At 55.0% G+C, this 26387-nt stretch carries 21 protein-coding genes, 1 pseudogene and 1 riboswitch; of the genes and pseudogenes, 12 read left to right on the forward strand and 10 right to left on the reverse strand.

Going from position 1 to position 26387, the window contains the following annotated elements; all coding sequences use genetic code 11:
- Positions 1-3: 3 nt before the first annotated feature.
- On the reverse strand, positions 4-633 hold the full coding sequence (locus tag AD930_RS13800) for a recombinase family protein (RefSeq protein WP_061506682.1): 630 nt from the start codon (positions 631-633) through the stop codon (positions 4-6).
- Positions 634-827: 194 nt separating this feature from the next.
- Between AD930_RS13800 and AD930_RS13805 the strand changes: the two genes are divergently transcribed.
- Positions 828-2666, forward strand: a complete 1839-nt coding sequence (locus tag AD930_RS13805) for a Hint domain-containing protein (RefSeq protein ID WP_061506683.1) — start codon at positions 828-830, stop codon at positions 2664-2666.
- A gap of 106 nt (positions 2667-2772) precedes the next feature.
- On the opposite strand, the gene AD930_RS13810 is transcribed toward AD930_RS13805, so the two are convergent.
- Both AD930_RS13810 and AD930_RS17960 read right to left on the reverse strand, forming a co-directional pair.
- Positions 2773-3714 carry a LysR family transcriptional regulator gene (locus AD930_RS13810; RefSeq protein WP_244150596.1) on the reverse strand — a complete coding sequence of 314 codons (942 nt, stop codon included), beginning with the start codon at positions 3712-3714 and terminating at the stop codon, positions 2773-2775.
- Between the two features lie 203 nt (positions 3715-3917).
- The gene (locus tag AD930_RS17960; protein WP_156477106.1) at positions 3918-4097 is read right to left on the reverse strand and encodes a hypothetical protein; all 180 of its coding nucleotides are present in this window, start codon (positions 4095-4097) and stop codon (positions 3918-3920) included.
- Positions 4098-4166: 69 nt separating this feature from the next.
- On the opposite strand from AD930_RS17960, the gene AD930_RS13815 reads away from it, so the two are divergent.
- The gene (locus AD930_RS13815; protein ID WP_061506684.1) at positions 4167-7112 is read left to right on the forward strand and encodes a Hint domain-containing protein; all 2946 of its coding nucleotides are present in this window, start codon (positions 4167-4169) and stop codon (positions 7110-7112) included.
- A 530-nt stretch (positions 7113-7642) separates the two neighbouring features.
- The gene (locus tag AD930_RS13820; RefSeq protein WP_082781899.1) at positions 7643-10330 is read left to right on the forward strand and encodes a Hint domain-containing protein; all 2688 of its coding nucleotides are present in this window, start codon (positions 7643-7645) and stop codon (positions 10328-10330) included.
- 91 nt (positions 10331-10421) lie between these two features.
- Here AD930_RS13820 and AD930_RS13825 read toward each other — a convergent pair whose 3' ends face one another.
- Together AD930_RS13825 and AD930_RS13830 are read right to left on the reverse strand one after the other, a co-directional pair.
- Entirely contained in the window at positions 10422-10865 is a 444-nt protein-coding gene (locus AD930_RS13825; RefSeq protein ID WP_043551671.1) for a CHRD domain-containing protein, read from the reverse strand.
- A gap of 117 nt (positions 10866-10982) precedes the next feature.
- Complete coding sequence (locus tag AD930_RS13830) at positions 10983-11174, reverse strand: hypothetical protein (protein ID WP_061506685.1); 192 nt, start codon at positions 11172-11174, stop codon at positions 10983-10985.
- A gap of 120 nt (positions 11175-11294) precedes the next feature.
- A riboswitch (cobalamin riboswitch) is annotated at positions 11295-11507 on the forward strand.
- Positions 11508-11545: 38 nt separating this feature from the next.
- Here AD930_RS13830 and AD930_RS13835 point away from each other — a divergent pair.
- From AD930_RS13835 to AD930_RS13860, 6 genes are all read left to right on the forward strand, one after another.
- Entirely contained in the window at positions 11546-13801 is a 2256-nt protein-coding gene (locus AD930_RS13835; RefSeq protein WP_061506686.1) for a TonB-dependent receptor, read from the forward strand.
- 168 nt (positions 13802-13969) lie between these two features.
- Positions 13970-15226, forward strand: coding sequence for a DNA (cytosine-5-)-methyltransferase (gene dcm, locus AD930_RS13840; RefSeq protein ID WP_061506687.1), 1257 nt, complete (start codon positions 13970-13972; stop codon positions 15224-15226).
- Positions 15227-15232: 6 nt separating this feature from the next.
- Positions 15233-15691 carry a very short patch repair endonuclease gene (locus AD930_RS13845; protein ID WP_061506688.1) on the forward strand — a complete coding sequence of 153 codons (459 nt, stop codon included), beginning with the start codon at positions 15233-15235 and terminating at the stop codon, positions 15689-15691.
- Positions 15688-17022, forward strand: a complete 1335-nt coding sequence (locus AD930_RS13850) for an MvaI/BcnI family restriction endonuclease (RefSeq protein ID WP_061506689.1) — start codon at positions 15688-15690, stop codon at positions 17020-17022. The genes AD930_RS13845 and AD930_RS13850 overlap by 4 nt, the downstream gene beginning before the upstream one ends.
- Before the next feature lie 87 nt (positions 17023-17109).
- A complete protein-coding gene (locus tag AD930_RS13855) occupies positions 17110-17712 on the forward strand; it encodes a DUF1349 domain-containing protein (RefSeq protein ID WP_061506690.1) in 603 nt (200 codons plus the stop codon).
- Between the two features lie 7 nt (positions 17713-17719).
- On the forward strand, positions 17720-18274 hold the full coding sequence (locus AD930_RS13860; RefSeq protein WP_061506691.1) for a sugar O-acetyltransferase: 555 nt from the start codon (positions 17720-17722) through the stop codon (positions 18272-18274).
- A 25-nt stretch (positions 18275-18299) separates the two neighbouring features.
- On the opposite strand, the gene AD930_RS13865 is transcribed toward AD930_RS13860, so the two are convergent.
- Positions 18300-19661, reverse strand: coding sequence for a S41 family peptidase (locus AD930_RS13865; protein ID WP_061506692.1), 1362 nt, complete (start codon positions 19659-19661; stop codon positions 18300-18302).
- 1 nt (position 19662) lies between these two features.
- Entirely contained in the window at positions 19663-19860 is a 198-nt protein-coding gene (locus AD930_RS13870) for a hypothetical protein (RefSeq protein WP_061506693.1), read from the reverse strand.
- Positions 19861-19982: 122 nt separating this feature from the next.
- On the opposite strand from AD930_RS13870, the gene AD930_RS13875 reads away from it, so the two are divergent.
- A complete protein-coding gene (locus tag AD930_RS13875; protein WP_043551678.1) occupies positions 19983-21281 on the forward strand; it encodes a DEAD/DEAH box helicase in 1299 nt (432 codons plus the stop codon).
- A 5-nt stretch (positions 21282-21286) separates the two neighbouring features.
- Here the strand turns inward: AD930_RS13875 and AD930_RS13880 are convergent, their stop codons facing one another.
- Entirely contained in the window at positions 21287-22165 is an 879-nt protein-coding gene (locus tag AD930_RS13880; RefSeq protein WP_082781900.1) for an META domain-containing protein, read from the reverse strand.
- A 210-nt stretch (positions 22166-22375) separates the two neighbouring features.
- Here AD930_RS13880 and AD930_RS13885 point away from each other — a divergent pair, with 210 nt between their 5' ends.
- Positions 22376-22633, forward strand: a complete 258-nt coding sequence (locus AD930_RS13885; protein ID WP_061506694.1) for a hypothetical protein — start codon at positions 22376-22378, stop codon at positions 22631-22633.
- 45 nt (positions 22634-22678) lie between these two features.
- Entirely contained in the window at positions 22679-23065 is a 387-nt protein-coding gene (locus tag AD930_RS13890; protein WP_043551682.1) for a hypothetical protein, read from the forward strand.
- Positions 23066-23125: 60 nt separating this feature from the next.
- On the opposite strand, the pseudogene AD930_RS13895 reads toward AD930_RS13890, so the two are convergent.
- A pseudogene (locus AD930_RS13895) lies at positions 23126-25789 on the reverse strand (TonB-dependent receptor plug domain-containing protein).
- A 246-nt stretch (positions 25790-26035) separates the two neighbouring features.
- Positions 26036-26350: a hypothetical protein gene (locus tag AD930_RS13900; RefSeq protein WP_156477108.1), complete on the reverse strand. Its 315-nt coding sequence runs from the start codon at positions 26348-26350 to the stop codon at positions 26036-26038.
- Positions 26351-26387: the final 37 nt, after the last annotated feature.

A 26387-nucleotide genomic window follows, 5' to 3' on the forward strand; every position in this document is an offset into this window, starting at 1 on the left:
GCGTTAGCACGGAGGGTGCCGCCCTCTTTTTTTGATCTTGGCAATATCTGGCTGATAGCTACCCTGAGCGCGCGCAATACGGGAGACGGTGCTGTTATCAATGCCAAAGCTTTCCGCAATGGATTGCAGGGATTCCCCTATTTTTCGCCTGTTGATAATGCTTTGCCGTTGATCATCAGTAATCCGGCGTGGTCGGCCCATCCGTTTCCCTTGCTCTATAGCCCGGGCTCGACCTTCAGCCGTGCGTGTGCGGATCAAATCACGCTCCACATCAGCTAACCCTCCTAAAACGGCCAGCATAAGTCGCCCTGTGCTGGTGTTAGTATTGGTCCAGGGTTCACCCAGAGAATAAAACGTGGCCTTTTGGTCAGTAATCGTCTTCACAATAGAAAAAAGATCAAATGTGCTACGGGCCAGTCTGTCCAGGCGCGCGACCACCACCATCTGGCCTTCTTTCAGGTTGGCCAGCAATTTTCTTAACTCTTTTCGGTCAGTATCGGCACCGCTTGCTTTTTCACAATAAATGCGGCGGCATCCGTATTCTTTGAGCTTTTTTATCTGAATATCCAAAGTCTGGTCTACCGTGCTTACACGCGCATAACCGACTTTATAACCTGATTTTTGAGAATTCATTGTCTGTAAAACACATAAAAATATGCAGGAATTTTCTGTGAAACTCCTGATTTAAGCAAGGACAAATGGATGGACTCGTTTCAGTTGACTGTCGAGGCGATTACTATAACACCAAAGATATCAGCGCAACAAAAATGTAAAAAATGTACATATTTGATTTCACGAACTCCTTTGCTTAAATCAGGAGTTAGGAAATGACACAATATCACGACACAGTGAATGGTATAACTTACGATATCGACACAAAAGCAGGTTTTCTGGACCTCCAAACGAACGTCACCATAACCGACAGTAATGGGAGCGTCATTTTCAATAAGAATCTCCCCCATGATAGCGTTGTGGTAGAAGACAAAACAGTCTTTTCCCTTTTGGGAGGGGGGACTTATGTTACACGTCCCGGAACAACGAGTAAGATAGATTTTGCCGGAACATTTCTCACAGGCACGACCTATTATATAGGCGGCAACACCTCCATCAATGTTGGCGGCAGTGCGCTCACAAGCTCAACAATTAATGTTTTCGGCGGGGATGCAACATTAACCGGTGGTGCGCTGGGAAGCGGGTTTAGCAGTAACACCGTCAATATCGGCTATGGCGGGAAATTTAATACCGGAAATACCTTTCTGAGCTTCCTGTCGGGAACAACGATCAATTTTACGGACGGTGGCGGAACTCTGGTTGTTAACGGGGGTTCCAGCACGATCGATCTGAGCGGCAAAACCTCCATTAACAATTACAATCCCGCTTATGATACGATCGAGTTCGAAAATCAGACAACGGTTATAGATCGTTATACAATTTTCTATAATAAGGACGGTTCAGTCACCGTAACGCTCAAGGATGAGAATGGATATACGGTTGGCTCCTATACGGCCAATTTAGCGGATGGTGTCACCCTTCCTGAAGGGCTCTTCTACGTAGACCAAGGGGATAACCCGCTTAAAATTACGTATGATGGGCAGAATACCTATATTGGGGTCTGCTTTTTGGCAGGATCAATGATTCGTACTCCCGAGGGTGACCAAGCGGTAGAAAGCATCCAGATTGGTGACGAGGTCATCACGTTTGATTGGAAAAGCAACAAGGATATTGTAAGCCCCGTTGTCTGGGTCGGGAAGGCCCATATGACTGTCCGCCCTGATCTGCCGGATGATGAAGCTGGCTATCCTGTAAGCGTTCTTAAAAATGCCGTTGCGGAGGGTGTGCCTTATAAAGATATGCTGATTACAGCAGAGCATTGCCTGTTTTTTGAAAACAGGTTCGTCCCGGTGCGTATGCTGGTAAATGGTGTCTCCATTTTCTATGATAAATCGATCATGTCTTATGACTACTATCATGTGGAAACAGAGCATCATTCGGTGATTACAGCCGATGGTATGCTGACAGAAAGCTATCTGGATACAGGGAACCGCCGTTCTTTCCGGCAGAATGGAAAAATTGTTGGTTTACGTGGTGCAATCAAAAATTGGGTAGAGGATGCTGCTGCTCCGTTGGGTGTCGATCGCTCTTTTGCAGAGCCTTTGTTCCATGCTCTGGATGAGCGGAAAAGTGAGGTTAAAACCACACAGAAAAAAACAAAAACCCAAGACATGACTAATGATCCGGATCTGCACCTGATCACAGAATCAGGAGCAGTTATTCGCCCTATTCGTCGCATGGGCGGGCAATACAGTTTTATGCTGCCGTCTCGTACAAAGTCGGTGCGCATCATGTCTCGTGTGAGCAGACCGTCGGACGTAATCGGCCCATTTGTGGATGATCGTCGTTACCTGGGCGTTGCCGTAACAGATCTCTGTCTGTTGTCTGCCAGATCTCAGCATGCCCTTATGTCTCATCTGCAGGTAGAAAAACCAGAAGGGTGGTATCTAACAGACGGGAGTGATCGTATCTGGACAAATGGGGCTGCATTGCTGCCCGTAGCCGACCGTCTGGAGTCTGATAAAGTCAGTCTTTTATCCATAACGATTCTTGAAAATAACTCTTATTTTTTGGATAATTCGACAAAACGGGAAAGTGTAAAAAATTCAGCCTGAAGAGACGATCATTCTTTCGGCTGTGTCGGTTCGGAAGAATTGGGATAGAATTAGAGGGGGAGCGCTTCATGTGCTCCCCTTCTAAAATGGCTTTGCAATAAGAATATTATTTCGAGAAAATTCTTAAAATCTTTGCCGAAATATAGTCGCTGGCATACTGTGCTGCCGGGCTAAGATGTGTATCGCGCAGCCAAACCATCCCACTTTCAAGCTGTAATTCAGGAAGAAACCGCAAATGTGTGTCGGGGTCGACCACCTCGCGCCCCAGAGATTTGAGCATGCTAAACGGCAAAAGTGTGAAGGCGTCAGAAATATCAACAAGTTTTTGCGCGCCGAGTGGAGAGTTAATTTCAATGCGTCGTGGTGGCAGGCGTAACCCTCTGGCCGCCAGAATGGAATCAAATCTGTCTCGCATTGCCATGCCAGGTACAGGGATAACCCATGTGGCTGATACAAACTCCTCCCACCGTTCCAGAACATCCGGCACGGAGTGGATAGAGCTCATGCTCGCAACAACATATTGCTCACTCGCCAGTTTTTTCGTTTTCAGGCGTGGGTGGTTTGTAATGTCAGAAAGATTAATAAAAATAAAATCGTACAAATTCTCTTGCAGGCCGGCCAGAAGGTGCTGCCGTGCTGCATATTCGAATGTCAGATTCATATTCGGATGTTCTTTTTTTAATTTAGCAACACTGCGCGCAATGGTTTCCTGCAACATAGGTGTCTGGAATCCGATTTTTACGCTGTCATGAAAACTTTCTTCCAAAAGCGTAAAATCAGCCATGAGGTTTTTCAGTTCGGCGTCAATCCGCCTGCCTGAAATCAGAAAACGCTCGCATAGAGGGGTCGGCAAAAACCCAGATGCTGTACGCGCAAAAAGCTGAACTCCCAGAATACCTTCCAGTTCACGGCAGGATTTAGAAACTGCGGCAGGGGTAATATTCAGGCGTTCTGCTGCCAGCCGAATGCTTTTTGCGCAGGCAAGCGTTTCAACCAGCCGAAAATACCGCAACTTCATATGCGTGCGCAGATCAGGAAACTTCGCCACCTCACATTCTCCTCAAGGCTCAAGAGTGTCTTAAGGTTGTGAGTGCTTGTCAGAAAAAATCTTCTTCCTCACCTAACCTCTGATTCGGCTGCTTATCTCATAAAATAAAAAACAGGACATTACAGAGACAGGAATCAACTATTAAATTTTTATTAGGATAACAAGGTGGTTTATGGCCCTTAATATTTTGTTAACTATATTAGCTAAAAGTAAGAAGGCGCATTGGTGTGTTTGTTCTTGCTGGCACTCCCGTGGTCGTCTGGTTTTTTTTCGGCCAGATCCACACGTTTTGATACGGCTTCAAAATTAAAAACCCTTACTAAACCGCCATTTTTCCCTATTTTAAAATTCGATAAACTAAACGGTTTACGCATAACAACCATTATTCGATTTTCTTAGTTAGTAAAAAAAATACTATCGGCTTGATTTCAGGCTCAACAGGAAAAAATAATATGACCAAAGTTACAAACGGCGTACTCTGGGTTGATGACTATACAAGCGGGCAAGGCACAATCCCCGGCAACAAATATAATGGAAGTGTGTATTCATCAGTTATTATTCAATCGGATGGGACATGGGCCGGTCCGCATACAATTGCTTCCGGAGGAAGTGTCACCGTTTATAATCACGGGATTCTTGGCAGCGTCGAAAATTCTGGCGAGATCGTGCTGAATGGCGGAACGATCAGTTCCTATAGCAATGTGCAGGGCAATCTGCGTTACAGCTGGGGCTCATCAGGCGGCACGCTCGAGTTGCTCAATGGGGCCGTCGATTATCGGGAAGATCCCGTTGCAGGCAGTGCTGTCATTCTGGTTGATTCCGGCGCAACATTGTCAAGTGCGACCCTGCAGTCTGGCAATACTCTGCAGATCAGTGGTGGCGGCACGGTCAATGTGGCTACCGTAAACACCGGTGCGACAGTAACTGTTGCTAAGGGCGCAGTTGCGTCTGGCTTCTCGCTGAAGGGGGGAACGGTTGATGCCTATGCCCCGGTCCAGTTTGTAGCCGGGGGCGTCTCAAGCGGCACGTATATCCTGGAAAGCGGTGTGAACGATGGCGGTTATAATAAGCTGGGTTCAGACGTAACCATTCAGGTCAAATCCGGTGCTTCGCTGTCAAGCAGCACCATTGGCAATAGTAACAAACTGATTGTCTCGTCCGGCGGCAGCGTAACCTCTAACGTGCTGTCCAGCGGTGGTAGCCTGACTGTTTACGGCTCTGCCGCCGATACAACGGTTAATGGCGGTTCCACAGAAACCGTTCTTTCCGGAGGTGTGGCGTCTCGTCAGACAGTTCAGCCCAACGGTAAAGTCGTTGTGGGTGACGGCGGCACTTTAATCCAGACAGCGGATAATGGCGTAGGAAACTGGAGCAACAGTGGTTCCATTGTTGTCTCAAATGGCGGCCTTATTTCACGCGGGGCAGCTGTCGGTGGTGGCGTTACCACTATTCTGAGCGGCGGCACGGCAAAAGATGTCATCGCTGGCAACGCAGGGTCCGTCGGCACGGTCGTCTTTTCTTCCGGCGCCATTGCCCAAGGGACCACAGTTGCCCGTTCAGGTGGCACCGTAAGCGGTGGGGATCTGGCCTCCGGTGCAGCATTGCAGGTCCAGTCCGGCGGCCTGGCATCTGGAACAATTGCTGACAATGGCGGCGTAATTAATATCCAGTCTGGCGGCCAGACCTATTACACAACTGCTGGCAGCGGCGGTGTCGTCAATGTCGCGTCCGGTGGGTCCACCTGGAACATGGTCGTTGATGGCGGCACACTGAACCTTTCTGGCGGCGGTGATGGCAACAAGACGGCCTTCGTCACAAACAACACAACCTTTACGTCCAATGGCGGCATAGTAAACCTCGCAAGCGGTTATAGCGAAAACCGCACATGGACCGTGCCCGCCGCTGTCACCATGAACGTGACGAGCGGGGCGACACTGAGCAACGCTGTTGTCTCTTCTGGGGGTGACGTCACTGTCGCCAATGGCGGCGTGATTTCCGGCACCGTGACAGTGCAGGATGGTGGCTCGGCTGTCATCGGCCCGAACGCAGGCGGCGTTATTGCTCTGCCGGGCGATACCAACGGTGGTCTGGTCATTTCCGGCCTGACATCTGGCGGCACGGTCAGCACGGTCATCAGTGGGTTCAGCGGCACGGCAGCTGGCAATTCTGACAGCATTGAACTGTCTGGCGTGAAGTCTGCGGATGTTTCTTCCGTTACCTATCCGTCTGCGGATCAGGTCGCGCTGACGCTTAAAAATGGCGGTGTCGTCACCCTGAACATTCCGGGTGTTGAGAGCAAAGGCTTCAGCCTGTCAGACGGCACGGACGGCTGGCTGGATTTTGAAGTCTGCTTCCTGTCCGGTAGCATGATTCAGACCCCGAACGGTGAAGTCGCGGTTGAAACGCTCCGTCTGGGTGATGAGGTTCTCGCCTACGTGGATGGCCTGCCGCAGTCCCGCCGCGTTGTCTGGGCTGGCAAGTCCCACGCCACGGTGCGTCCGCATCTGGAACTTACCGAAGCAGGCTACCCTGTTCGTATCCTGAAGGATGCCGTTTCTGCAGGCGTGCCGCACAAGGACATGCTGATTACCCCGGAACATTGCCTGTTCTTTAACGGTCGTTTCGTTCCGGCCCGCATGCTGGTGAACGGGTCTTCCATCTTCTATGACACGTCCATCACGTCTTACGATTACTATCACGTGGAAACAGAGCAGCATTCCGTTCTGTGTGCAGACGGCATGCTGACGGAAAGCTATCTCGACACGGGCAACCGTCGCACCTTCCGTCAGGATAGCGCTGTGGTGTCTCTGGGTGCAGGCCGTCGGGACTGGGCGGAAGATGCTGCTGTGCCGCTGTGCGTCGAGCGTGCCTTCGTTGAACCGCTGTTCCACGCTTTGGCCGCCCGTGCGGACGAAGTTTCCGGCAATCAGGCTTCGGTAAACACTGCTGCCCTCACGCAGGATCCGGATCTGCATCTGGTGACGCAGAGCGGGGCCATTGTCCGTCCCTTGTCTCGTAAGGATGGACAGTATCGCTTCATGCTGCCGCCGGGTGTTGCGTCTGTGCGCATCGTCTCTCGCGCCAGCCGTCCGAGTGACGTCGTTGGTCCGTATGTGGATGATCGACGGGCGCTGGGTGTCGCCATTGCTGACATTCAGCTGATGACAGCTGTGATGAGCAGCCACATTACCGCGCACCTGCAGACGGAAAAGCCTTCCGGCTGGTATGATGTGGAAGCTGGCAGTGCAGGCCCTGTCTGGACAAACGGGAACGCACTTCTCCCGCTGCCTGCTCTGGCACGAAATGCTATGAGCATGCTGTCTCTGGACGTATGTGCCGCTGGCCCATACCTGTTGGCCAATCAGACAGAAACGGAAACAGCAGCCCGTTCTGCCTGAACACGCTCAGCAGTCTGACCAGTAAAGTAAGAGGGGGTGGTTCTGCCAAATGGCAGGATCACCCCTTTTTTTTGTCTTGTAAAAGCCACGTATAGAAATAAGGTTTTTAAATATATTGGTGTAGACCTATATGGTCTTCCTATACGAAAGAATGACCCAGAAAATTTTCGAAAATATATGGGGGTTTCATAAAAAACCTCAATAAACCCACTCAAGAAATCAAATATAAATATTAAATAAAAATCATGATATATTCACGTTATTATAAAAATATACTTCCAAATAACCCGAATCTTTCTGTCGCGTGGAAACATTCAGAGCATTCAGGAATCAAAATTGCATAGTTTGATGAGCAGACATGCTGATTTTTTGACTATTTTCCTGAATTCCAGAACGGCAGTTAATGGCCGTTTTTTCTAATTGATAGAGGAAAAACAACAAAAAGTTGAAATGCGATAACTATTTTTCGATTTTATTCGGTTAAGAAAAAAATATTCTCATTTTTGATTATTTTCGAAAGGAGTGATCATATGAGTAATGTTACAAGCGGTCAGCTTTGGGTTGATGGCAAAATTACCGGATCGAATCTCATTGTTCCTGGCGATACATTTAAGGGGCATGTCTACTCGTCTGTTATTGTTCAATCCGGTGGTGACTGGGAAGCTGACGCTACAATCGCTTCTGGTGGCTCAATCGTCATTTCTCAGGGTGGGACTGTAAGTGGCGCCACTGTTTTGAACGGCGGTTCTATTACGTCCTATAATAGTACTTCAGGTAAACTTGCCTTCACCTGGGGGACTTCAGGCGGTACGCTGGAATTAAAAAGCGGTGCCGTTGATCATGCTGAAACGCCTAAAGCCGGGAATGCGACAATCCTGGTTGATTCCGGGGCAACACTTTCCAGTGCAATTTTGCAGTCCGGGAACACTCTGCAAGTGAGCGGGGGCGGTCGCCTCTTCGGCGCAACCGTTAATACGGGTGCCACAGTCATCCTCTCCAGCGGTTCAACAGCATCCAGTCTCGCGCTCAGCGGGGGCACTGTGGATGCCTATACCTTACCGAAATTTGTAACCGGTCATTTCACGAGCGGTAAGCTTATTCTGGAAAGTGGTGTAAGCGATGGCGGCTACAACCAGCCAAATTCAGGGATAACCATCGAGGTTAAATCCGGAGCATTGCTGTCAAACAGCACCATGCTGGGAGCTTCTGATATAACGCTTGTTCAATCTGGCGGCACAGCTTCCGGCATTAAGCTGGACAATTATGGCAATCTTGCTGTTGCAGCCGGTGGTAAAGCAAGCGGCACAACTGTCGGGAGCAACGGTTATTTTGCTCTTGCGGGGTCTGCTGTCAGCACAACCATCACGCAGGCAGGCAAGCTTGAAATTGCCAGTGGGGGTATCGCAACAAGCAACACAGTCACAAGTGGCCAGGTGAGTGTGGATGCAGGCGGCACACTGAATTCCGCCACGGTTCAGGGTTCTTCTTTGAACGCGAATGGACAATCGGTTCCGGGGGTCATTGTCTCGGGCGGCGGAACAATGTCTTCCGTCACGGTTCAGGACTGGGCAAATCTCAGAGTTTCCGCCGGTGGCTCTGCAGTGAACACCGTTGTGAACAGCCGCGGTGGCCTGTCACTGGCGGGGTCTGCAACCGGCACAACCGTTAACACCAGCGGCGTCATGAATGTTACGTCTGGCGGGGCGGCAGATAACACGACCATTACAGCCGGTGGCGAAGCCTATGTCGGCTCCGCTGGCACACTTGGCAACACCACGGTCGCCAGCACAGGCATTGTCAGCATAGACAGCGGAGGCGTCCTTTCCGGCCAGCTGACACTGCAGGACGGCGGGTCTGCCACACTCTGGAACAATGCCGGTGGTGTGGTTGACCTGCAGGGCGATACCAACGGCGGTCTGGTCATTTCCGGCCTGACATCCGGTGGCACCGTCAGCACGGTCATCAGCGGGTTTAACGGCTCGGCCGCAGGCAATTCTGATAGTATTGAACTGGCAGGTCTGAAATCCGCGGATGTCGCGTCCGTCACCTATCCGTCTGCGGATCAGGTCGCCCTTGCGCTGACAAACGGCAGCACGGTCACGCTGAATATTCCGGGTGTTGAGAGCCACGGCTTCACTGTCTCAGACGGCAAAAATGGCTGGCTGGATTACGAAGTCTGCTTCCTGTCCGGCAGCATGATCCAGACCCCGCATGGCGAGGTTGCTGTAGAAACCCTTGGTCTGGGTGATGAGGTCATTGCCTATGTCGATGGCCTGCCGCAGTCCCGCCGCGTTGTCTGGGCTGGCAAATCCCACGCCACGGTGCGCCCGCATCTGGCCGAGGATGAAGCCGGCTATCCGGTCCGCATTCTTGAAAACGCCATCTCTCAGGGGGTGCCGTATAAGGATATGCTGATTACCGCGGAACATTGCCTGTTCTTCTACGGTCGCTTCGTTCCGGCCCGTATGCTGGTCAATGGTGTGTCCATTTTCTATGACACGTCCATCACGTCATACGATTACTACCATGTGGAAACGGAAGAGCATTCTGTTCTGCGTGCCGACGGCATGCTGACAGAAAGCTATCTGGATACCGGCAACCGCAGCGCCTTCCGTCAGGCTGGCTCTGTTGTAGGGCTGGGGGCAGGGCGTCGGGACTGGACGACAGATGCCGCCGTGCCCCTGTGTATAGAGCGCGCCTTTGTGGAACCACTGTTCCATAGCCTCGTGGCGCGTGCCGCTGCGGCATCGGGTCAGGAGGGTCCTGTGACTCTGTCTGAGCAGACAATGGACCCGGATCTACATCTGGTCACTCAGACCGGCGCTGTCGTGCGCCCGGTTTATCACAAGGCCGCGCAGTATCGCTTCATGCTGCCGCCGGGTGTGACCTCGGTCCGCATTGTCTCCCGCGCCAGCCGCCCGACGGATACGGTCGGCCCGTTTGTAGATGACCGCCGGATGCTGGGTGTTGCCATTGCCTCTGTCCAGCTCATCACGGCTGACCAGACGCAGAGCATCACCACGCACCTGCAGGCGGACAAACCCGCCGGCTGGTATGCGACGGATACGTCTCACGCCTGGACGGACGGCAATGCGTCTTTGCCACTGCCTGCTCTGGCCAAAAAAGCCATGAGCATGCTGTGCCTGGAAGTTTGCGCTGCCGGTCCTTACCGTCTGGCAGATCAGGCTGAAGAGAAAACAGTCGCGCAGTCTGCATGACGCAACAGGGGGCAGTCCTGCAAACAGGCAGGCTGCCCCCACATTAAGGCCGTGCCATCCAGACGGCGTTCAGGATGGCACGCGTTATGGACTACTCACTCTTCCCCAACCACGCCCGCACCTCGCCATTCGGATATTTCTGGGTATGCAGGTTCAGGTAAATACGCCCGTCCATCAAATCCCGCTCTGTCTCCGTGCTCAGCATCACACTGCCACTCAGCGGGCTTTTATAGGGGCCATGCACGGTTACTTCCGGCGGTCCATCCTTGCCGGGCAGGGCAGGGCCATGCAGATGCGCAATCGTCACCGGCCCACTCAGCCCGTCCCATGTCACGGTGTAGCGCAGCACGTGCGCTCCGGCGTAATAGAGCGCCACCACGTTTCCGTGGGCCTGCGCGGACGCGCCATGCTCCGCCGCCAGTGTGCCAGAAAACAGCATGCTACGCTGGGCCTGTGCCGGAGCACTCAGTGCGCCTGCCGCCAGAAGGCCAGCAGCCAGCACCATACTCAAAATTGGTTTGCGGGGCAGGGTCATCACGGCAGGGTCCTCATCACGTCAAAAAGCACGCTGCACCCGGAACCCCGGATGCCATCACACGCCTAAAACGCTCAGGACAAAGCGCCGTTGCCTCCGCTCACATAATGTGAACGGTTATTCAAAGTCCCGTATCACGCCCTCACGGTCGGGAAGGCGGTCGGGCGTGCGGCTAAACTGCACGCGGGGCTGCGTGCCATCCGCTTTCAGTTTCTGGCGCAGCGTGGTCAGCCAGCGTTCCGTCGCGGCCTCCCGCTGCACGGAGGGCGAGGAAATTTCTGGTCGGGGCCGGGGAGACTGAGGCATCATTTTGCTCACAAGCAGAAGGATTTCACGCCCCCTTCCTACACCGGCCAGCGCCTGCCAGCACGTGACGTTTTTTTGAAATCAAGGCTCCCATACCCTTGACCCACCCAAAGCCCATCCCTTACCTCTGCCGGTGTCGAAGGTCTCGCGCAAGCGAGTGAAAAGGGAACGCTGAAGGATCCGGCAGGGCACACAGGCCCGGGGTTCAGGCAGCGGCTGCCCCCGCAACTGTAAACGGTGCGCTGACGCATCACGCCACTGGCCGGACAACGGCTGGGAAGGCGCGTCAGACAGACCCCCGTGAGCCAGGAGACCTGCCTTCGTCGCTCAGTTATGATAGCCGGGCGGGGTGCCCCGGATATCGGGGAACGGTTATGGGTCACGTCGTGGTCCCGCGCTTTATCAGGCGTGGGCACTGTTCATTTGTTGTTGCACTGCTGTGCGCGCCTGTTGTCCTCATCACATCCACAGGCACGCAGGCCGCACCGCTCACACCAGCAGACGTGCCGCCCACCAAGCCCACGGCAGCCCCCACTGCAGCACCCCACGGTCGGCATTCTCCCTCAGTCGGTCAGAAACTCGTCGGCCACAAAACCACCGAGGCCCACGGGGAAGAACATCTTCAGGTCATCGCCTCACATACAGACCCCATCGGCCGCGCGTTAACCGCCAGCCAGGGCAGCATTACCGCCAAGGAACTCCGCCTGCGCCCGGTCTATCGTGTGGGGCAGTTGCTGGAATCCGTACCCGGTCTGGTCGTCACCGCGCATTCGGGCGAGGGCAAGGCTAACCAGTATCTCCTGCGCGGCTTCAATCTGGACCACGGCACAGACCTTGCCAGTTTTGTGGATGATATCCCGGTGAATGAACCCACCCACGCCCACGGGCAGGGCTATACAGATGTCAATTTTCTCATGCCCGAACTCGCACAGGGCATCGACTACACCAAAGGCCCGTTTTACGCGGATGTCGGGGATTTCGGCGTCGTCGGGTCCGATCATATCCGCTTAACGGATGACCTGCGCGGGCAGGCCTCCGGCAGCCTCGGCACGCTGGGGGACCAGCATGCCTTTATTGGCGATACGGCCCACTTCAAAAATGGCGATAAGCTGCTTGGCGCTTTCTCAATCGATCATCTCAACGGCCCGTGGGCGCACCCGGATAACTTCCGGGGCATCAAATCCGCCGCGCGCTACACCCACACTACAGAACACACCAAATTCAACCTGACCGGCCTGTATTACCGGGGGATGTGGAACAACACGACCGACCAGCCTCTGGAAGCCTACCAGAAAGGCCTCATCAGCCGTTATGGCTCTCTGGACCCAAGTGATGGCGGCTATTCCGAACGATTCAGCGTGTCCGCGCATCATATTTTGCATAATGATAACTGGCAGCTTAAAACATCGCTTTACGTCGTGCATAGCCGCCTGACGCTTTGGAACAATTTCAGCCATTACCTGAATGATCCGATTAATGGCGATCAGGAACAGCAGGACGAAACCCGCACCACCTTTGGCGGCACATCGGCCTACCAGCGGCACGACACCTTCCTGCACCGCGCCACAGACACCACCTTTGGCGTACAGGGCCGCTGGGACAACATTTATATCGACCGCCGCCACACCCGCCAGCGCCGCGTGCTGCCCGACTGCCCGGACAGCAGCGTGCCCACCGGCCAGTATGTGTGTAATGCGGATAGTGTCTCACAAGGCAATGTCGGCCTGTTCGGCCAGAACATCACCCACTGGATGCCGTGGCTGCGCACTGTTGTCGGCCTGCGTGGTGATTATTATGGCGGCTCAGATCACAGCCTCGTTTCCGGTTACAATGGGAAAGTGCATCAATGGCTTTTCCAACCCAAAGGCAGCCTGATTTTTGGCCCGTGGTATAAAACGGAATTTTATATCAGTGCAGGGCAGGGCTACCATTCTAACGATATCCGCGCCGTCCTGGGCACCGTGCCAACAGATGGCATTGCCAACGGAGCCATCGCCACCCCGTTCATGACCCGTGCCACCAGTGAAGAACTGGGTGTCCGTACCAACATCATCCCAAAACTGAACCTGCAGGCCGCCTTTTTTCGCATCGATTTCAGTTCAGAACTCACCTACGACGCGGATGAAGGCGTGAACGACGCCGGCGCACCCAGCCGCAGGCAGGGGTTTGAACTCTCCGGCCAGTATCACCCGCTGCCCTGGCTGGAACTTAATGCAGATATTGCCTCCACCCACGCCCGCTATTTCACCGGCAATCCCGGCCTCTATGGCCTGCCGGGACGCTATGTGGCCAACGCCCCCAACTTCATCGGCTCCTTCGGCCTGCTGGCAGACCACCCCAGCGGCTTCTTCGGCGGTGTGCAGTTCCGCTGGCTCGGTTCCTACCCCTTAATCGAAGACAACTCCATGCGCTCCCACGGCTATAAGGAAGTGAACATGGATGTCGGCTACCACATCACAAAATACCTCCAGGTGCAGGCCAGTATCTACAACCTGACCAACACCCACGCCTCCGCCTCCCAATACGCCTACGACTACCGCATGACCCCCACATCCCCCGTAGAAACCGGCTCCACCTACCACCCCCTCGAACCCCGCTCCGCCCGCTTCTCCGTCACCGCGAATTTCTGAAAAAAGGCCTGTCTTTGTCTGACCGGATAAGCTGGTCGCCGTGTTCCACCTTTGCTTCAGGCCGCGCCTCGCAAACGGGTTTCTTCGGAGGGAGAACATATGTGGGCCATTATGCTTGAATTCTGGGTGCGTGAGTGACATAACGTCACAAAATGACCCAGAGGCGTTATGTCTGAGAACGAATTTTCCATGCTGCGTGGCCAGACAGGCCTGACCGTTGAAGAGCTTGCTGATGTCCTCGGCTACAGTAAGCGGCAGGTTTATCGCTGGGAAAATGGCGAGAGCGAACCACGTTCGGCAGCCGTAGGCATGTTGCGCAACCTTGCAGGCAAGCAGGGTTCAGGTGTCACGCAAAAGCGTTTCACATTTATTGATCTGTTTGCGGGTATTGGTGGTCTGCGCAGGGGGTTCGAGACCATTGGTGGCCAGTGTGTCTTCACCTCAGAATGGAACAAATTCGCCCAGCAAACGTATATGGCGAATTACAGGGATAACAGACCTGTAGCGGGTGACATCACGCAGGTTGAAACATCTGAAATCCCCGACCACGATGTTCTGGTGGCAGGTTTCCCCTGCCAGCCGTTTTCTATTGCTGGTGTTTCCAAGAAAAACTCCCTGGGTCGAAGCCACGGTTTCGCGTGTGAAGCGCAGGGAACCCTGTTTTTTGATGTCGCCCGTATTCTCAAAGATAAAAGACCCGCAGCCTTTCTTCTGGAAAATGTTAAAAATCTTAAAAGCCACGATAAAGGAAGGACTTTTGAGGTTATTCTGAAAACACTTACAGAAGAGCTCGGATACCATGTCTGGTCCCGTGTTATTGATGCGCAGCATTTTCTCCCGCAACACCGGGAGCGTATTGCCATCGTCGGGTTCAGGGAGGATGTCCCGTTTTCATGGGATGATCTGAACCTCCCGGAAAAAAGCTCTGTGCGTCTGAAAAATATTCTGCACCCCGAAGATGGTTCAGAAGATCCCGAAGAGCCCTATACGGAAGGCTGGCAGGCCCAGGTTAACCCGAAATATGTGCTGACAGATCATTTGTGGACCTACCTGCAGAATTATGCCGCTAAACATAAAGCTGCCGGGAACGGGTTTGGGTTTGGGCTGGTGGGGAGAGAGGATGTCGCCCGCACCTTGTCAGCACGATATTATAAAGACGGATCTGAAATCCTTATATCACGTGGAAAAAACAAAAACCCACGCAGGCTGACCCCCCGCGAATGTGCGCGTCTGATGGGATACCCGGATGATTTCCGTATCCCGGTGTCTGACACGCAGGCCTATAAACAGTTTGGAAATTCCGTTGCTGTCCCTGTTTTTGCAGAAGTCGCACGGATTATGCAGCCACATATTGCAGCTCTTATGGATCAGAATTCTACCCCGTTTGTCAGAAAGAAGAAGGCCTATCAGGCGGACCTTTTCTAAAGCGCTATGGATGTTCACGATAAGGCAACACGCAGCCGAAATATGGCGGCTATACAGGGTAAGAATACCCGTCCGGAGTTAGTGATCCGTAAAGCCCTGCATGCAGAAGGGTTTCGGTTCAGGCTTCACCGGCGGGATCTCCCCGGTAAGCCGGATCTGGTTCTGCCTCGCTTTCATGCTGTTATTTTTGTGCATGGCTGTTTCTGGCACCATCATACCTGCCATTTGTTTAAATGGCCTGCCACACGTCCTGAATTCTGGCAGCAAAAAATAGGCCGGAATGTAGAAAACGACGCCAGAGCGCTAGAGCAACTGCAAAAAGCTGTCTGGCGTAAAGCAGTTGTATGGGAATGTGCTCTTAAAGGAAAAACCAGGCTTGTCCCTGCGGTTATTGTGCAGACTCTGTCATCATGGTTACACTCTGATGAACAGACACTTACCGTTCAGGGAAAAACAGACGGATGATACAGTCTCTGGCACAGCTGCAACAGTTAATGCACTACCATGGTGCCGTTCGTTTATATGCAAAATATCTTCCAAAAAATAACAATTCTAAAAATCAGGTTTATCTTGGAAGTGGATTTTCAGCTCTTAATATCATTCCTCATGGTGATATTTATAATGACTCAGATTTCAGGGCGGGCAGTAAGAGGGATCGTGCTAAAGCGCCCGTAAGCTTTTTCTGGATTGATGAAACCGGGCGATATCACGCGCCGGATGCCTGTATGATCCTGTATCCAAAATATCCTGAAGTCCGCATGTCTGGCTTTTTAAAAGGATGCAGCAAAAGCCCCTCTGATCTTATGGGGTACCCTGCTGTGGAAGGCCGTATTCTGTTTTTTGGAATTTGCGACAGCGGAGACGTTCTGGGTCTTGTTGTGCCGCCCCAAAGCTCCTTGGCGCAGGAATTTCTGGCGCACTCCTGGGACGAGACGGGTGTTTTCTCTGAAATTCCTTTCAACGATATTACTTCAGAAAAGAGCACGAAAGATATTCTTCTTGAGCGTTTAAAGGCGATTTATTTACGAAACTGGATCAGTTCACAGAAGCTGAGCGCCGATGGTGTAAAAATACCGTATTCCGCCAGAAATGGCGGCGGGTACACGCTTGAGGCTGAACTGGGGATCACCCCCAACGGTTATTCTGAGCCCGATTTTATGGGGTGGGAAGTCAAGCAATATGGTGTTGCCGATTTTGAAAGATTTTCTGCCAAAAGTCCTGTCACTCTTATGACGCCAGAACCAAATGGTGGAATGTATAAAGAAAAAGGGGTTGAGGCTTTTCTCAGAACCTACGGTTATGCAGATCAGTCAGGTAAGGCAAACCGGATTAATTTCGGGGGAATTTATACCTGTCATCGTCCTTCTCATAACATGACCGGCTTACGAATGGTTCTGGAAGGGTATGATCAGGAGAGTTCAAAAATTACCGACCTGCTGGGCGGTATAGTTCTTCTTGACCGAAACGATAGGATAGCTGCCAGCTGGAGTTTTAGCGGTATAATGGCGCACTGGAATCGCAAACATGCGCAGGCAGCCTATATCCCCAGTCTTTTTCGCAACCCTCCGCCAGAATATGCGTATGGTGCCCGTATTCTCTTATGTGAAGAAACAGATTTTCTTTTGTTTCTAAAGGCGCTTTCATCAGGCATCGTCTATTATGACCCCGCTGTCAAAATGGAGCATGCCGACACAGTAAGGCCGTCTATAAAGCGCCGTAGTCAGTTTCGCGTCAAACATCAGCAGGTGACAGAACTCTATCACCACCATGAGATCAAAGATCTGTTTGATTTATGATTACGTTATAAAAATACATTAATTATCTGCTGTTTCAGATACAGCTGACAGAAACCATGCAGCGGATAAAAGAGGGCAGGTGCAACCATGAGCAAAGGAAACGAAAAGCACACTCCGTGGCAGCATGGCATCTGGCTGAACAAGCCGCACCAAAGCACCCTCACGCCAAAAACGCTGGAGATGATAACAGATGAAGGATCGGATTTCTGGCGCGAGACGTTTTATGGCTTTACGCGTGACAGCGGCCATTTTTACGGCATGCCGGCACCGGAAAGCTTCACGGCTCAGCTTCGCATTCGTGCAGAGTATGAACAATTGTACGATCAGGCTGGCATCATGGTCCGTGTTGATGAAAGCCGCTGGGTCAAAGCCGGGATCGAACTGTCAGATGGCCGCGCCATGCTCAGCAGCGTCCTGACAAACACCTGTTCGGACTGGGCTACCGCTCCTTATGAAGGCGACCCAAAAGATTTCTGGATGCGGGCAACCGTCTCCAGGGGAGTCCTGCGTCTTCAGGTGTCGGCAGATGGCAAACTCTGGCCGCTTGTGCGTCTGGCACCGTTTCCACAGGCGGCGTCTTATCTGGTCGGCCCCATGTGCTGCACCCCGGAGCGTGCAGGCCTCAAGGTGCAGTTTTCAGAGTGGTCTCTTGGCGCTCCCCTTGGCAAAGCCCTGCATGATCTGACATGATTTCCCCATGACCGAAAAACAGAAAATGCTGGCAGGCGAGCTCTATCGCGCGAGTGACCCGGAGCTGGTGCAGGACATGGCCCGGTGCGCCGCATGGCTGGCCGAATACAACGCCACCAGCACCGCCCCAGAGGCAGAGCGCACGCAGGCCCTGCGGCAACAGCTTGGCGCGGTGGGGGACAATGTCTCGGTGCGGGCACCGTTCCATTGTGATTATGGTTTTAATATTTTCCTGGGTGATAACGTCTTTCTGAATTTTGGCTGTGTCATTCTGGATGTCGCACCTGTCCATATCGGCCACGGCACACAAATTGGTCCCGGCGTGCAAATTCTTGCAGCGGACCACCCGCGAGACCCAGCCTTACGCCGTCAGCTTCTTGAGTCCGGCCGTCCCGTCACCATCGGTGAGACTGTCTGGATCGGTGGCGGGGCCATTATCCTGCCGGGTATCACAATTGGAGATAACGCCATCATCGGCGCAGGCAGCGTCGTCACGCGCAACGTGCCCGCAGGTGTCACGGTCGCAGGCAACCCGGCCCGCACTTTAAAAAGCACGCGTTAATGCAACGCCCTCTTGCCGGACCGTCCTAAAACCCCTGCCGCAACCACGCTTCCGCCGCCCGCTCGGCCCCATCAGGATCAGCCTCCATCCCATCCGGCTGCACCGGCCCTTCATAGCGTTTGCCCGTCCGGTCCAGTTCAAACTCTGCGGCCACTGCCAGCATCCCCCCATCGGGCAGGGTAAAGCTCTTGTTCCCACTGGTCTGACCATGCGTGGCGGTCCCAAAAAACCGTGTGTTAGGCCGCCCCTTTAGCGCAATCGCCACCGCTTCCCCCGCGCTGGCGGTTTGCGGGCCAAGCAGCACCGCCACCGGCACGCGGGACAAATCCGGTCCATCGTTCTGTTGAACCACGCCTTGTACCACAGCGCGCCACGGGGCAGAGCGTTTGCCCGAGCTATCTTCAAAAAAGCCCAGATCACCACTACCGAGCAACGGTCTCAAGGCCTGCACCATCGGCCACATATTCCCGCCTCTGTCGTGGCGCAGGTCCACAATCCACCCCCGCATAGCAGCCGCCTGCGTAAAAATCTGCTGCCCTGCGAGGGAAAACTCTTTCATTCCCGCGGCAGAATGAGACGTCAAAGAGGGGAGCGCAATGCGCCCAATATCAGAGCCTATTTTCGTAAAGACCGGCATCTGCTCAGGCTGCGCGGCCATCCGGCGCGCCATATCCGGCGGCATTACAAAACTGTGCCCATCATGCAGGTCAGCAAGCAGATGCCGTATCTCGGCATAAAGATCATCAGTCGAGCCGTCTCTGGCTAACTCCAGCAAAGGCGGCGTGCGGCTCTCCCAGTCAATCAAAGAACTATGCAGCGCCTGTGTGCGGATGGCGTTTATCGCAAACATCATGGTCTGCACAGCAACGGACTGATCAGTATTCAGATCCCGAGCAGGCATGGCAGGCCCCATATGCACCCCGCAAGCACTCACTGTCCCCGGCCCAAGCAGCAGCACACCATAAACAGCCCGTGTGGCCTGCGGCGGAACCCACAGCGTCATTTCCTGAACGCGGGTCACACCGTGCCCACGCACCATGTCCTTTTGCGTGTTTCTAAACGCAATCTGCTTTGTGCCATCATAAAGCGTTACCCACAGACCGGCACCTGCCTGCACATCCTGCACGCTCAGCTCCGCACGCAGGCGCAACACCTTGTTCTGTAAACCGTCTGTTGAAAGCGCCGTCCGCATCACCGCAAACTGCTTCGGGCTGGCTGTGGCGGAGTGCAGCAGGACCGCCTTCTCCCCATCCGCACAGGCGGACCCGGCAGACAGCGTAAACTGATGCTGCGGGTCAAACAGGTCCCACTGCACCGGGTCAGAAAGCCCCTTTGCAGAGGTCATCAGGAACACACCTGCACACAGCAGGAAAACCTGCTTCTTCATCTCACCCCCGCGTTTGCTCCTGCCGCCAGTAGAGCCATGAAAGACCGTAGCAAAACACAAGCATCCCCAGCATGAAACAATTTATAAGTTTCAGGCTCACCGGCAGCCCCAGCCGGGCCAGCCATAGGATCACCAGACCAATGGCAGCCGTTGCGGCAATCAGCGCAAAGGAGAGGCGGGGGCCGTCTCTGTGCTGCATGGGGGCACTCTTTGCCAGCCGCGTGTTGACGCCCGTTCCCCCCACCCGTAAAAAGCCCCCGTTCCAAACACGCGATGCCCTACCCGGCGCAGCCTTATTGAGCGCCGGAGGCGCTGCCTGCTATGTCCCCATCCATCACATTTGCCGATCTCCCCCTGGCGCAGCCCCTGCAGGACGCCCTAGCCGAGACAGGCTACACCACCCCCACGCCCATTCAGGCCCAGTCCATTCCCTTCCTGCTGGAAGGGCGGGATCTGCTCGGCATGGCGCAGACCGGCACCGGTAAAACCGCCTCTTTCGTGCTGCCGCTGCTGCACCGCATGGCACAAAACCCGCGTCCGGCCCCCAAACGTGGCGCGCGCGTGCTGGTTCTGGCCCCCACGCGGGAACTGGTCTCTCAGATTGCCGATGGGTTTGAAAATTTCGGGCGGCATCTGCCGTTCACCGTCACCACCATCTTCGGTGGCGTCAGCCCGATGCATCAGATCAATGCGTTGAAAAACGGCGTGGATGTCATCGTCGCAGCCCCCGGCCGCCTGCTGGATCTGGTCACGCAGGGCGAATGTGACCTCTCGCAGCTTGAAGCACTGGTGCTGGATGAAGCCGACCAGATGCTCGATATGGGCTTTGCAAAACCCATCGAACGCATTGTCGCCACCCTGCCCAAAGAGCGCCACACCATCCTGCTCTCCGCCACAATGCCGAAATCCATTGCAGCGCTGGCGGAAAGCCTGCTGCAAAACCCGGCCAATGTCGAAATCGCGCCGCCTTCCACCACGGTGGACCGCATTGAGCAGTCCGTCATGTTCATGGACGCAGCCCACAAGAAAGAGGCCCTGCTGGAGCTGCTGCGCACACCCGGTATGGGGCAGGCCGTGGTCTTCACTCTGCAAAAGAACATCGCCAACGAGGTCTGCGCCTTCATCACCGAGGCCGGTATTTCGGCAGAAGCCCTGCACGGCAACAAGTCACAGGGCCAGCGGGAACGCGCTCTGGACGCCTTCCGCGCCGGCACCGCACAGGTTCTGGTCGCAACCGACATCGCGGCCCGCGGCATTGATGTTGATACCGTAACGCATGTTTTCAATCATGACCTGCCCAGCCTGCCGGAAAGCTACGTCCACCGCATTGGCCGCACAGGCCGGGCAGGGCGCAGCGGCTACGCCATTACCCTGTGCGATGCCGAGCAGCGCGCCTGGCTGCATGATGTCGAACGTGAAATTGGCCGCACCCTGACGGTCCACACAGACCACGCCTGGCATTCGGAAGAGGCCCGCACCTCCACCAAACGCGCCCCCGTCCTCGGTGGTGGCCCGGTCAAACAGATCAAGCCGCAGAAAGTCCGCGAACGCAAAATCTGGACCGAAGAAGAAAAAGCCGCCGCCCGCGCCGCCGCCATGGCGGCCCGAAGCGGGGCCTGAGTTCTTTAAAAAACCTGCCGCAACCGCATAGTTTTCTTATCACCCGTCTCTAACACCAGCGCGTTCCCGTCCGTCCGCCAGTGCGTCACCGCACGGGTCAGGGCGGAGAACTGCCGGGCTATCGTATCCTGTCGGCCGGGGCAGGCCATCATGGTGCTGATGCCACCCTGCGCTGAGGCCTTGACGCGTCCATCCTTGCCAAATTCCAGTCCGCCCACATAGCGGTTGCATCCGTCAGAGCCGGAAATCTTGCCGCTGTCATTAATATCCAGCGTGGGCGCCATGTCCGGAGCCCCGGCCTTCAGGCCCGGCTCATCCGTGGTGCGGTCGGTGTCAGAAGGCGGCTTGCTGCCATCGGCCAGCCGGTGCCCGTCCAGTGCCGTCACCACCCAGCGCGTGCCGTTCAGGCTGGTGGGGGCAAGTGAGGCACCGCCACAGCCGGTCAGGGTGCGTCCCTGTGTCACAATCCGCACCGTGTCAGCATAACTCTGGCCGCTCATGCTGTCAGAGCAGGCTTTGGCGGTAATCTCCACCTGCATCGCTTTCGCCTCATAGGTGCGGTTCCCGCCTTCCGCATGCGCATGCAAAACCGGTCCGGCCATACGCGGCCCGTCCGGCGTTTCCAGCGTCAGCATGTTCTGCGCCAGCGTCATGTTCCAGGAGGGTTCATTGCCAGAAGCCTGATAAATTCCGTCCGGCTTGCCAGAGGTCGCCACCGGCTGCGATGCCGTCTGCCCCGCACACCCCGCCAGCACACCAGCCAGCCCAAGTGCCAGCAGACTACCCGTTGCGCCGCGCCGCAGCCCACGCCGCGCTGTCTGTTCAGCGCGCTCAGTCCGCGTCTGTCGTGCTGTGGCCTGTGCGCCTGTTTCCGTGCTGTGCATCTGGTTCCTCATAGTCCTCTGGTCGGCCTGTGCCGTTGCCCCACCCTACTGCCATTTCACACAACAGGGCCAGCCTGCCTCTAACGCCGGTCTTCCCGCTCCGTTGCGCCACCGTCCCATTCTGTATGCCCCCAACCGTGACGCCCCCACACCAGCCGTGATAGGCTGCCCGCATCCGTCCAGCCGGCAAAACCACAGGGGAGGGGCTCCATGCCCGAAAACAGCATCGTGCAGAAAATCGCCATCGGTGTGTTCAGCCTGCTGCTGGCTGCGGGCACATTGGGTGGCGGGATCTATTTTGCCGGGCAGGCCACGGATATCCTGCTGCATAGCTCAAAATGGCCAAACTTGAGCCATTACAGCACCCTGCTGATTGTGCCGCTCGGCCTCGTGCTTTATCTCAGGCATCGCAAGCGCGGCCGCAAAGCAGAGGACGTGCACGATGACCCCTATGGCGGCCTGCGCTAACTCACGCGGCCACGCCTCCCGGAAAGACCAGCCAGAAAGACCATCATGATTATTCAGGGCTACAATTTTTTCTGTGATATGCCCGATGACATGCGCTACCTGCGCAACAGCACCCCGGACGAAAGCTTTATTGAAGAGAACATGATCTTCATTCTGCCCGACCGGCTGAAGAAGTTCCGTAAGAACCTGTGGCACGTGCGCCGCAATGCCGGGGCCACGCATATTTATATCCCGCTGTTCCGCGTCAAAACCATTCTGGAGCAGGATCCCATCCCACCGGGGTATGACGGCCCGTTTGATGTCTTCCCGTTCTACACCCACACCTCCAAACGCCGCAGCCGCGCGCTGGATTATTACCTGCTGTTCGTCTTCCGGCACAAAGAGACATATGTGCAGTGCAAATCGCTGCTTAACCCGGAAAAAGCCGGTTAAGCCCATAGGAAAAACGCGGGGCTAAAAACCCCGCGCTTCCCAACCCGTCAAATCCTTCCGTCAGAAATTTGCATCCAGTCGGCCATAGTAATAGCCCCCGGTAATGGGCACCTGCAGGGAGAACTGATCATAAATCTGCGCCCCGCGAGAGTTGTTAATCTGCGGCACGCGGCGCGGACGCACGTTCAGCAGGTTGTTGACGCCCACGGCCATATGCCAGTGGGGGTTAAAGCGATAGCCAATTTCAATATCCGTCAGCCAGCGCGGTGAATTCTTGAACTGCGCAAAGCAGGAGTTGGAGTAGGCCAGTTTGCCGCCGCTGGCGCAGGGCAGCGTCTTGTCCGTCCAGTCATAATAGGTCAGCATGCTGGTTGTCTCACCATACCGGGTCTGGCGCACGTTAAAGTCCCAGTTCCGGTAGGCATAAAACGCGTTCAGGATAATCTTGCTGCGCGGGTAGGCCGTGGTGATGTAGCCAATATTCTGCGCATTCAGCAGCGCATTACCGTTCCGGTCCGTGCCGTTATGGTGCAGGCGGGTGCGGTTCAGGTCCAGCGCCATGCTCAAAGTCAGGTTCCCGGCTTTTTCAAAGTGGAACGTATAGTCAGCCTTAATGTCCAGACCCTGCGTGCGGGTGCTGGCCCCGTTGGTCATGTAATAGGCTGAGACATCCTGCGCGTTGATGCTGTTCAGCGGCAGAGAATACCCCATGGTCTCAATCGCGTTGATGGCCGCATCACCTTTCACGGTGCCCCCGCCCACAATACGGTCCCGCAGGTTGATCTGATAGACGTCCGCTTCCACATGGAAGCCCCGCACAGGCTCCAGCACAATGCCGCCGCTCTCACTCACGGAGCGTTCAGGCTTCAGCGGGCTGGCACCCAGAACCTGCGCCGCTGTGGAGCTGACAGGCAGCAGGCCGGACGCCCCCGTCGGGCTCACATTCATGGCGCTGTAATGCTGTTCCGCCAGTGTCGGCGCACGGAACCCGGTGCTGATGGTCCCACGCACGGAAATAAAGCGATTGATGTCGTAGCGTGATGACACCTTGCCGTTCACCGTATTGCCCACGTCCGTATAATGTTCGAACCGGCCTGCAAAATCCAGATCCCAGTGCTTCAGCGGGTGGAAGTCTCCGTCTACATACGCGGCCCAGATATCGCGGCTCCAGTTACCCGCACTATTGGGGCCAAGGCCCGCATAACCCTGCGTTCCTCCCAGTTCGTAAGAGGGCGGGGTGCCTGCCTTGATCTCATAGGTTTCCAGACGGTGCTCACCGCCAAAGGCCAGCGTTACCGGCACCAGATGGGCAATGTTGAAGTTACGGCGGAAGTCCAGATTGTTGGTCCATTGCGCCATGCGGTAGGTTTCAGCCCGCGTGGTGTTGGGGGACCAGCCACAACCATCCGTGGAAAAATAGGCAGAGCTGGGGTCGGTCGAACAGGTGCTGGCCAGCATTCCGGTATTGGCGGTGTTCTTGTTACCAATCTTGTTGCCATCTGCGCCGTAAGTCGTGCTCAGGTCCCAGTCAAAACCAAAGAAGTTATCGCCTTTCAGACCCAGAGTGGCCGCGTAATCATTTTCTTCCGATGTTTCCAGCGGCGAGAACCCGGACGGATACATGCTGGGCGCAATGTTGGGCGTACGATAGTTTTCATACGCTTCCCCATGCCGGTGCATGTAGGTAATCAGCCCGTAAAAGTTGATGCCGTCTGTAATCTTTTTTCCAAAATCAATGGCAAGGCTCTCGCGCGTTTCTTCCGGCGTGCTCATGATTTTGTTGGAATCGCTCGGCACGTTCATCGCACCCGGCACCAGGCCATTATAATAACCGGTAGTGGTGGCATTGGTGGGCCAGCTTCCCAGCAAGCGATGGTCATGCGCCCCCACGACCATATGGTCGGTGTGGTACATCTGCGCACTGATATGCATATAGCCATCCTGGCCCAGCTTCAGCCCGCCATCGGCGTTCAGCTGATACTGTCAACCATCACCATTATAGGCATTGGCCCCGGTCTGCGCGGACATATGCAGCCCGTGGTCCTGCTTTTTGGTGATGATATTCACCACCCCGGCAATAGCGTCCGAGCCATACATGGCTGCAGCGCCATCCTCCAGAACTTCAATATGGTCAATAGCACTTGCAGGAATGGTGTTCAGGTCCGCACCGGTGGAACCAAACTGCGGCCCGGCATCGGCCGTAATGTTGGCGGTGTTATGGCGGCGTTTGCCATCTACCAGCACCAGCACTTCATTCGGCCCAAGTCCGCGCATCTGAATGGAGGAGGTCAGGGCGGCGGAATCCGCGCCCATGGCCTGCACATTGATGGACGCATAGGTGCGGGTCAACGCATCGGCCACGTTCATCATACCCGAGCGACGCAGCGTGGCAGCGGAGACGACCGTAACCGGAGACGTGCTTTGTCTGGCCTTACGGTTTGTGGAATGTGTGCCGGTCGTTACGTTAATCGTTTCGGCCTCACCCGCATAAACCGGACCGCTTTTTTTTGGAGCCCTGCGTGCCGCCGGAGCCGTTGAAACCGCCGCCGCAGGCATTGCCCCCGCTGCTGCCGGTTTTGCATGGGGCGTGCCGGAATGCGCTGTAACATGGTGGCGCGCTGTTGTGGTTTTTTCCGTGCCCGGGGTGGCGGCCTCTGCGGCAAGGCAGGGGGCAACGGTGCAAACTGTAGTAACAAGAAGGGAAAAACGACGTCTGACTCTCATGGGATTATCCGTGCTTCCACATCAGGCTGATCCGTCAATTCGGAACCGTTCTTCTTCAGACTGCCTTAAATTTATTTCAAATCCATTACAAAAAGAGAGTCGCAATAAAGGGACGCTTTCTTGTTGCAGAAAAGCAACAGAATCACACCCCGGCCTGAATAACGGTTATTATATCTTTTATTATCACGCTGTTTCGGTGGATGCCGTCTTACCTTTCCACCAGCCACCAGCCACCAGCCACCAGCCTCACAGAGCCCGGACCTGCTCCAGCATTCGCTCCGCGACAGTCTGCACATCATCCTGATCCACTTCCTGCGCCAGAGCCTCCAGCGTGGCGCAGCACTCCAGCACGGCCAGCGGAGCCGCTTTAAAATAGAGCGTATCGATCAGGGGCATAATCTCCCGCACTGTCTGACGGAGGCACGCCGCAACCTGCACCAGCGTCGCGCCGTCCAGCTCCGCCTGCTGACGCAGAAACGCCGCACTCCCCGGCAATGGCATCCAGACAGGTCCGGCAGACGTATGATGTGCAGGAGGCGTAACAGGGCAGGATGGGGGCATCAGCAACACTCACTCATAGCATCAGCAGGAGCCACCT

This window comes from Acetobacter malorum, from assembly GCF_001580615.1.
GTDB lineage: Bacteria > Pseudomonadota > Alphaproteobacteria > Acetobacterales > Acetobacteraceae > Acetobacter > Acetobacter malorum.

Excerpts from the sequence above, each read along its gene's own strand:
- AD930_RS13800 (WP_061506682.1), bottom strand. The coding sequence starts at position 633 with ATGAATTCTCAAAAATCAGGTTATAAAGTCGGTTATGCGCGTGTAAGC.
- AD930_RS13805 (WP_061506683.1), top strand. The coding sequence starts at position 828 with ATGACACAATATCACGACACAGTGAATGGTATAACTTACGATATCGAC.
- AD930_RS17960 (WP_156477106.1), bottom strand. The coding sequence starts at position 4,097 with ATGGTTGTTATGCGTAAACCGTTTAGTTTATCGAATTTTAAAATAGGG.
- AD930_RS13815 (WP_061506684.1), top strand. The coding sequence starts at position 4,167 with ATGACCAAAGTTACAAACGGCGTACTCTGGGTTGATGACTATACAAGC.
- AD930_RS13820 (WP_082781899.1), top strand. The coding sequence starts at position 7,643 with ATGAGTAATGTTACAAGCGGTCAGCTTTGGGTTGATGGCAAAATTACC.
- AD930_RS13825 (WP_043551671.1), bottom strand. The coding sequence starts at position 10,865 with ATGACCCTGCCCCGCAAACCAATTTTGAGTATGGTGCTGGCTGCTGGC.
- AD930_RS13830 (WP_061506685.1), bottom strand. The coding sequence starts at position 11,174 with ATGATGCCTCAGTCTCCCCGGCCCCGACCAGAAATTTCCTCGCCCTCC.
- AD930_RS13835 (WP_061506686.1), top strand. The coding sequence starts at position 11,546 with ATGGGTCACGTCGTGGTCCCGCGCTTTATCAGGCGTGGGCACTGTTCA.
- dcm (WP_061506687.1), top strand. The coding sequence starts at position 13,970 with ATGTCTGAGAACGAATTTTCCATGCTGCGTGGCCAGACAGGCCTGACC.
- AD930_RS13845 (WP_061506688.1), top strand. The coding sequence starts at position 15,233 with ATGGATGTTCACGATAAGGCAACACGCAGCCGAAATATGGCGGCTATA.
- AD930_RS13850 (WP_061506689.1), top strand. The coding sequence starts at position 15,688 with ATGATACAGTCTCTGGCACAGCTGCAACAGTTAATGCACTACCATGGT.
- AD930_RS13855 (WP_061506690.1), top strand. The coding sequence starts at position 17,110 with ATGAGCAAAGGAAACGAAAAGCACACTCCGTGGCAGCATGGCATCTGG.
- AD930_RS13860 (WP_061506691.1), top strand. The coding sequence starts at position 17,720 with ATGACCGAAAAACAGAAAATGCTGGCAGGCGAGCTCTATCGCGCGAGT.
- AD930_RS13865 (WP_061506692.1), bottom strand. The coding sequence starts at position 19,661 with ATGAAGAAGCAGGTTTTCCTGCTGTGTGCAGGTGTGTTCCTGATGACC.
- AD930_RS13870 (WP_061506693.1), bottom strand. The coding sequence starts at position 19,860 with ATGCAGCACAGAGACGGCCCCCGCCTCTCCTTTGCGCTGATTGCCGCA.
- AD930_RS13875 (WP_043551678.1), top strand. The coding sequence starts at position 19,983 with ATGTCCCCATCCATCACATTTGCCGATCTCCCCCTGGCGCAGCCCCTG.
- AD930_RS13880 (WP_082781900.1), bottom strand. The coding sequence starts at position 22,165 with ATGCACAGCACGGAAACAGGCGCACAGGCCACAGCACGACAGACGCGG.
- AD930_RS13885 (WP_061506694.1), top strand. The coding sequence starts at position 22,376 with ATGCCCGAAAACAGCATCGTGCAGAAAATCGCCATCGGTGTGTTCAGC.
- AD930_RS13890 (WP_043551682.1), top strand. The coding sequence starts at position 22,679 with ATGATTATTCAGGGCTACAATTTTTTCTGTGATATGCCCGATGACATG.
- AD930_RS13900 (WP_156477108.1), bottom strand. The coding sequence starts at position 26,350 with ATGCCCCCATCCTGCCCTGTTACGCCTCCTGCACATCATACGTCTGCC.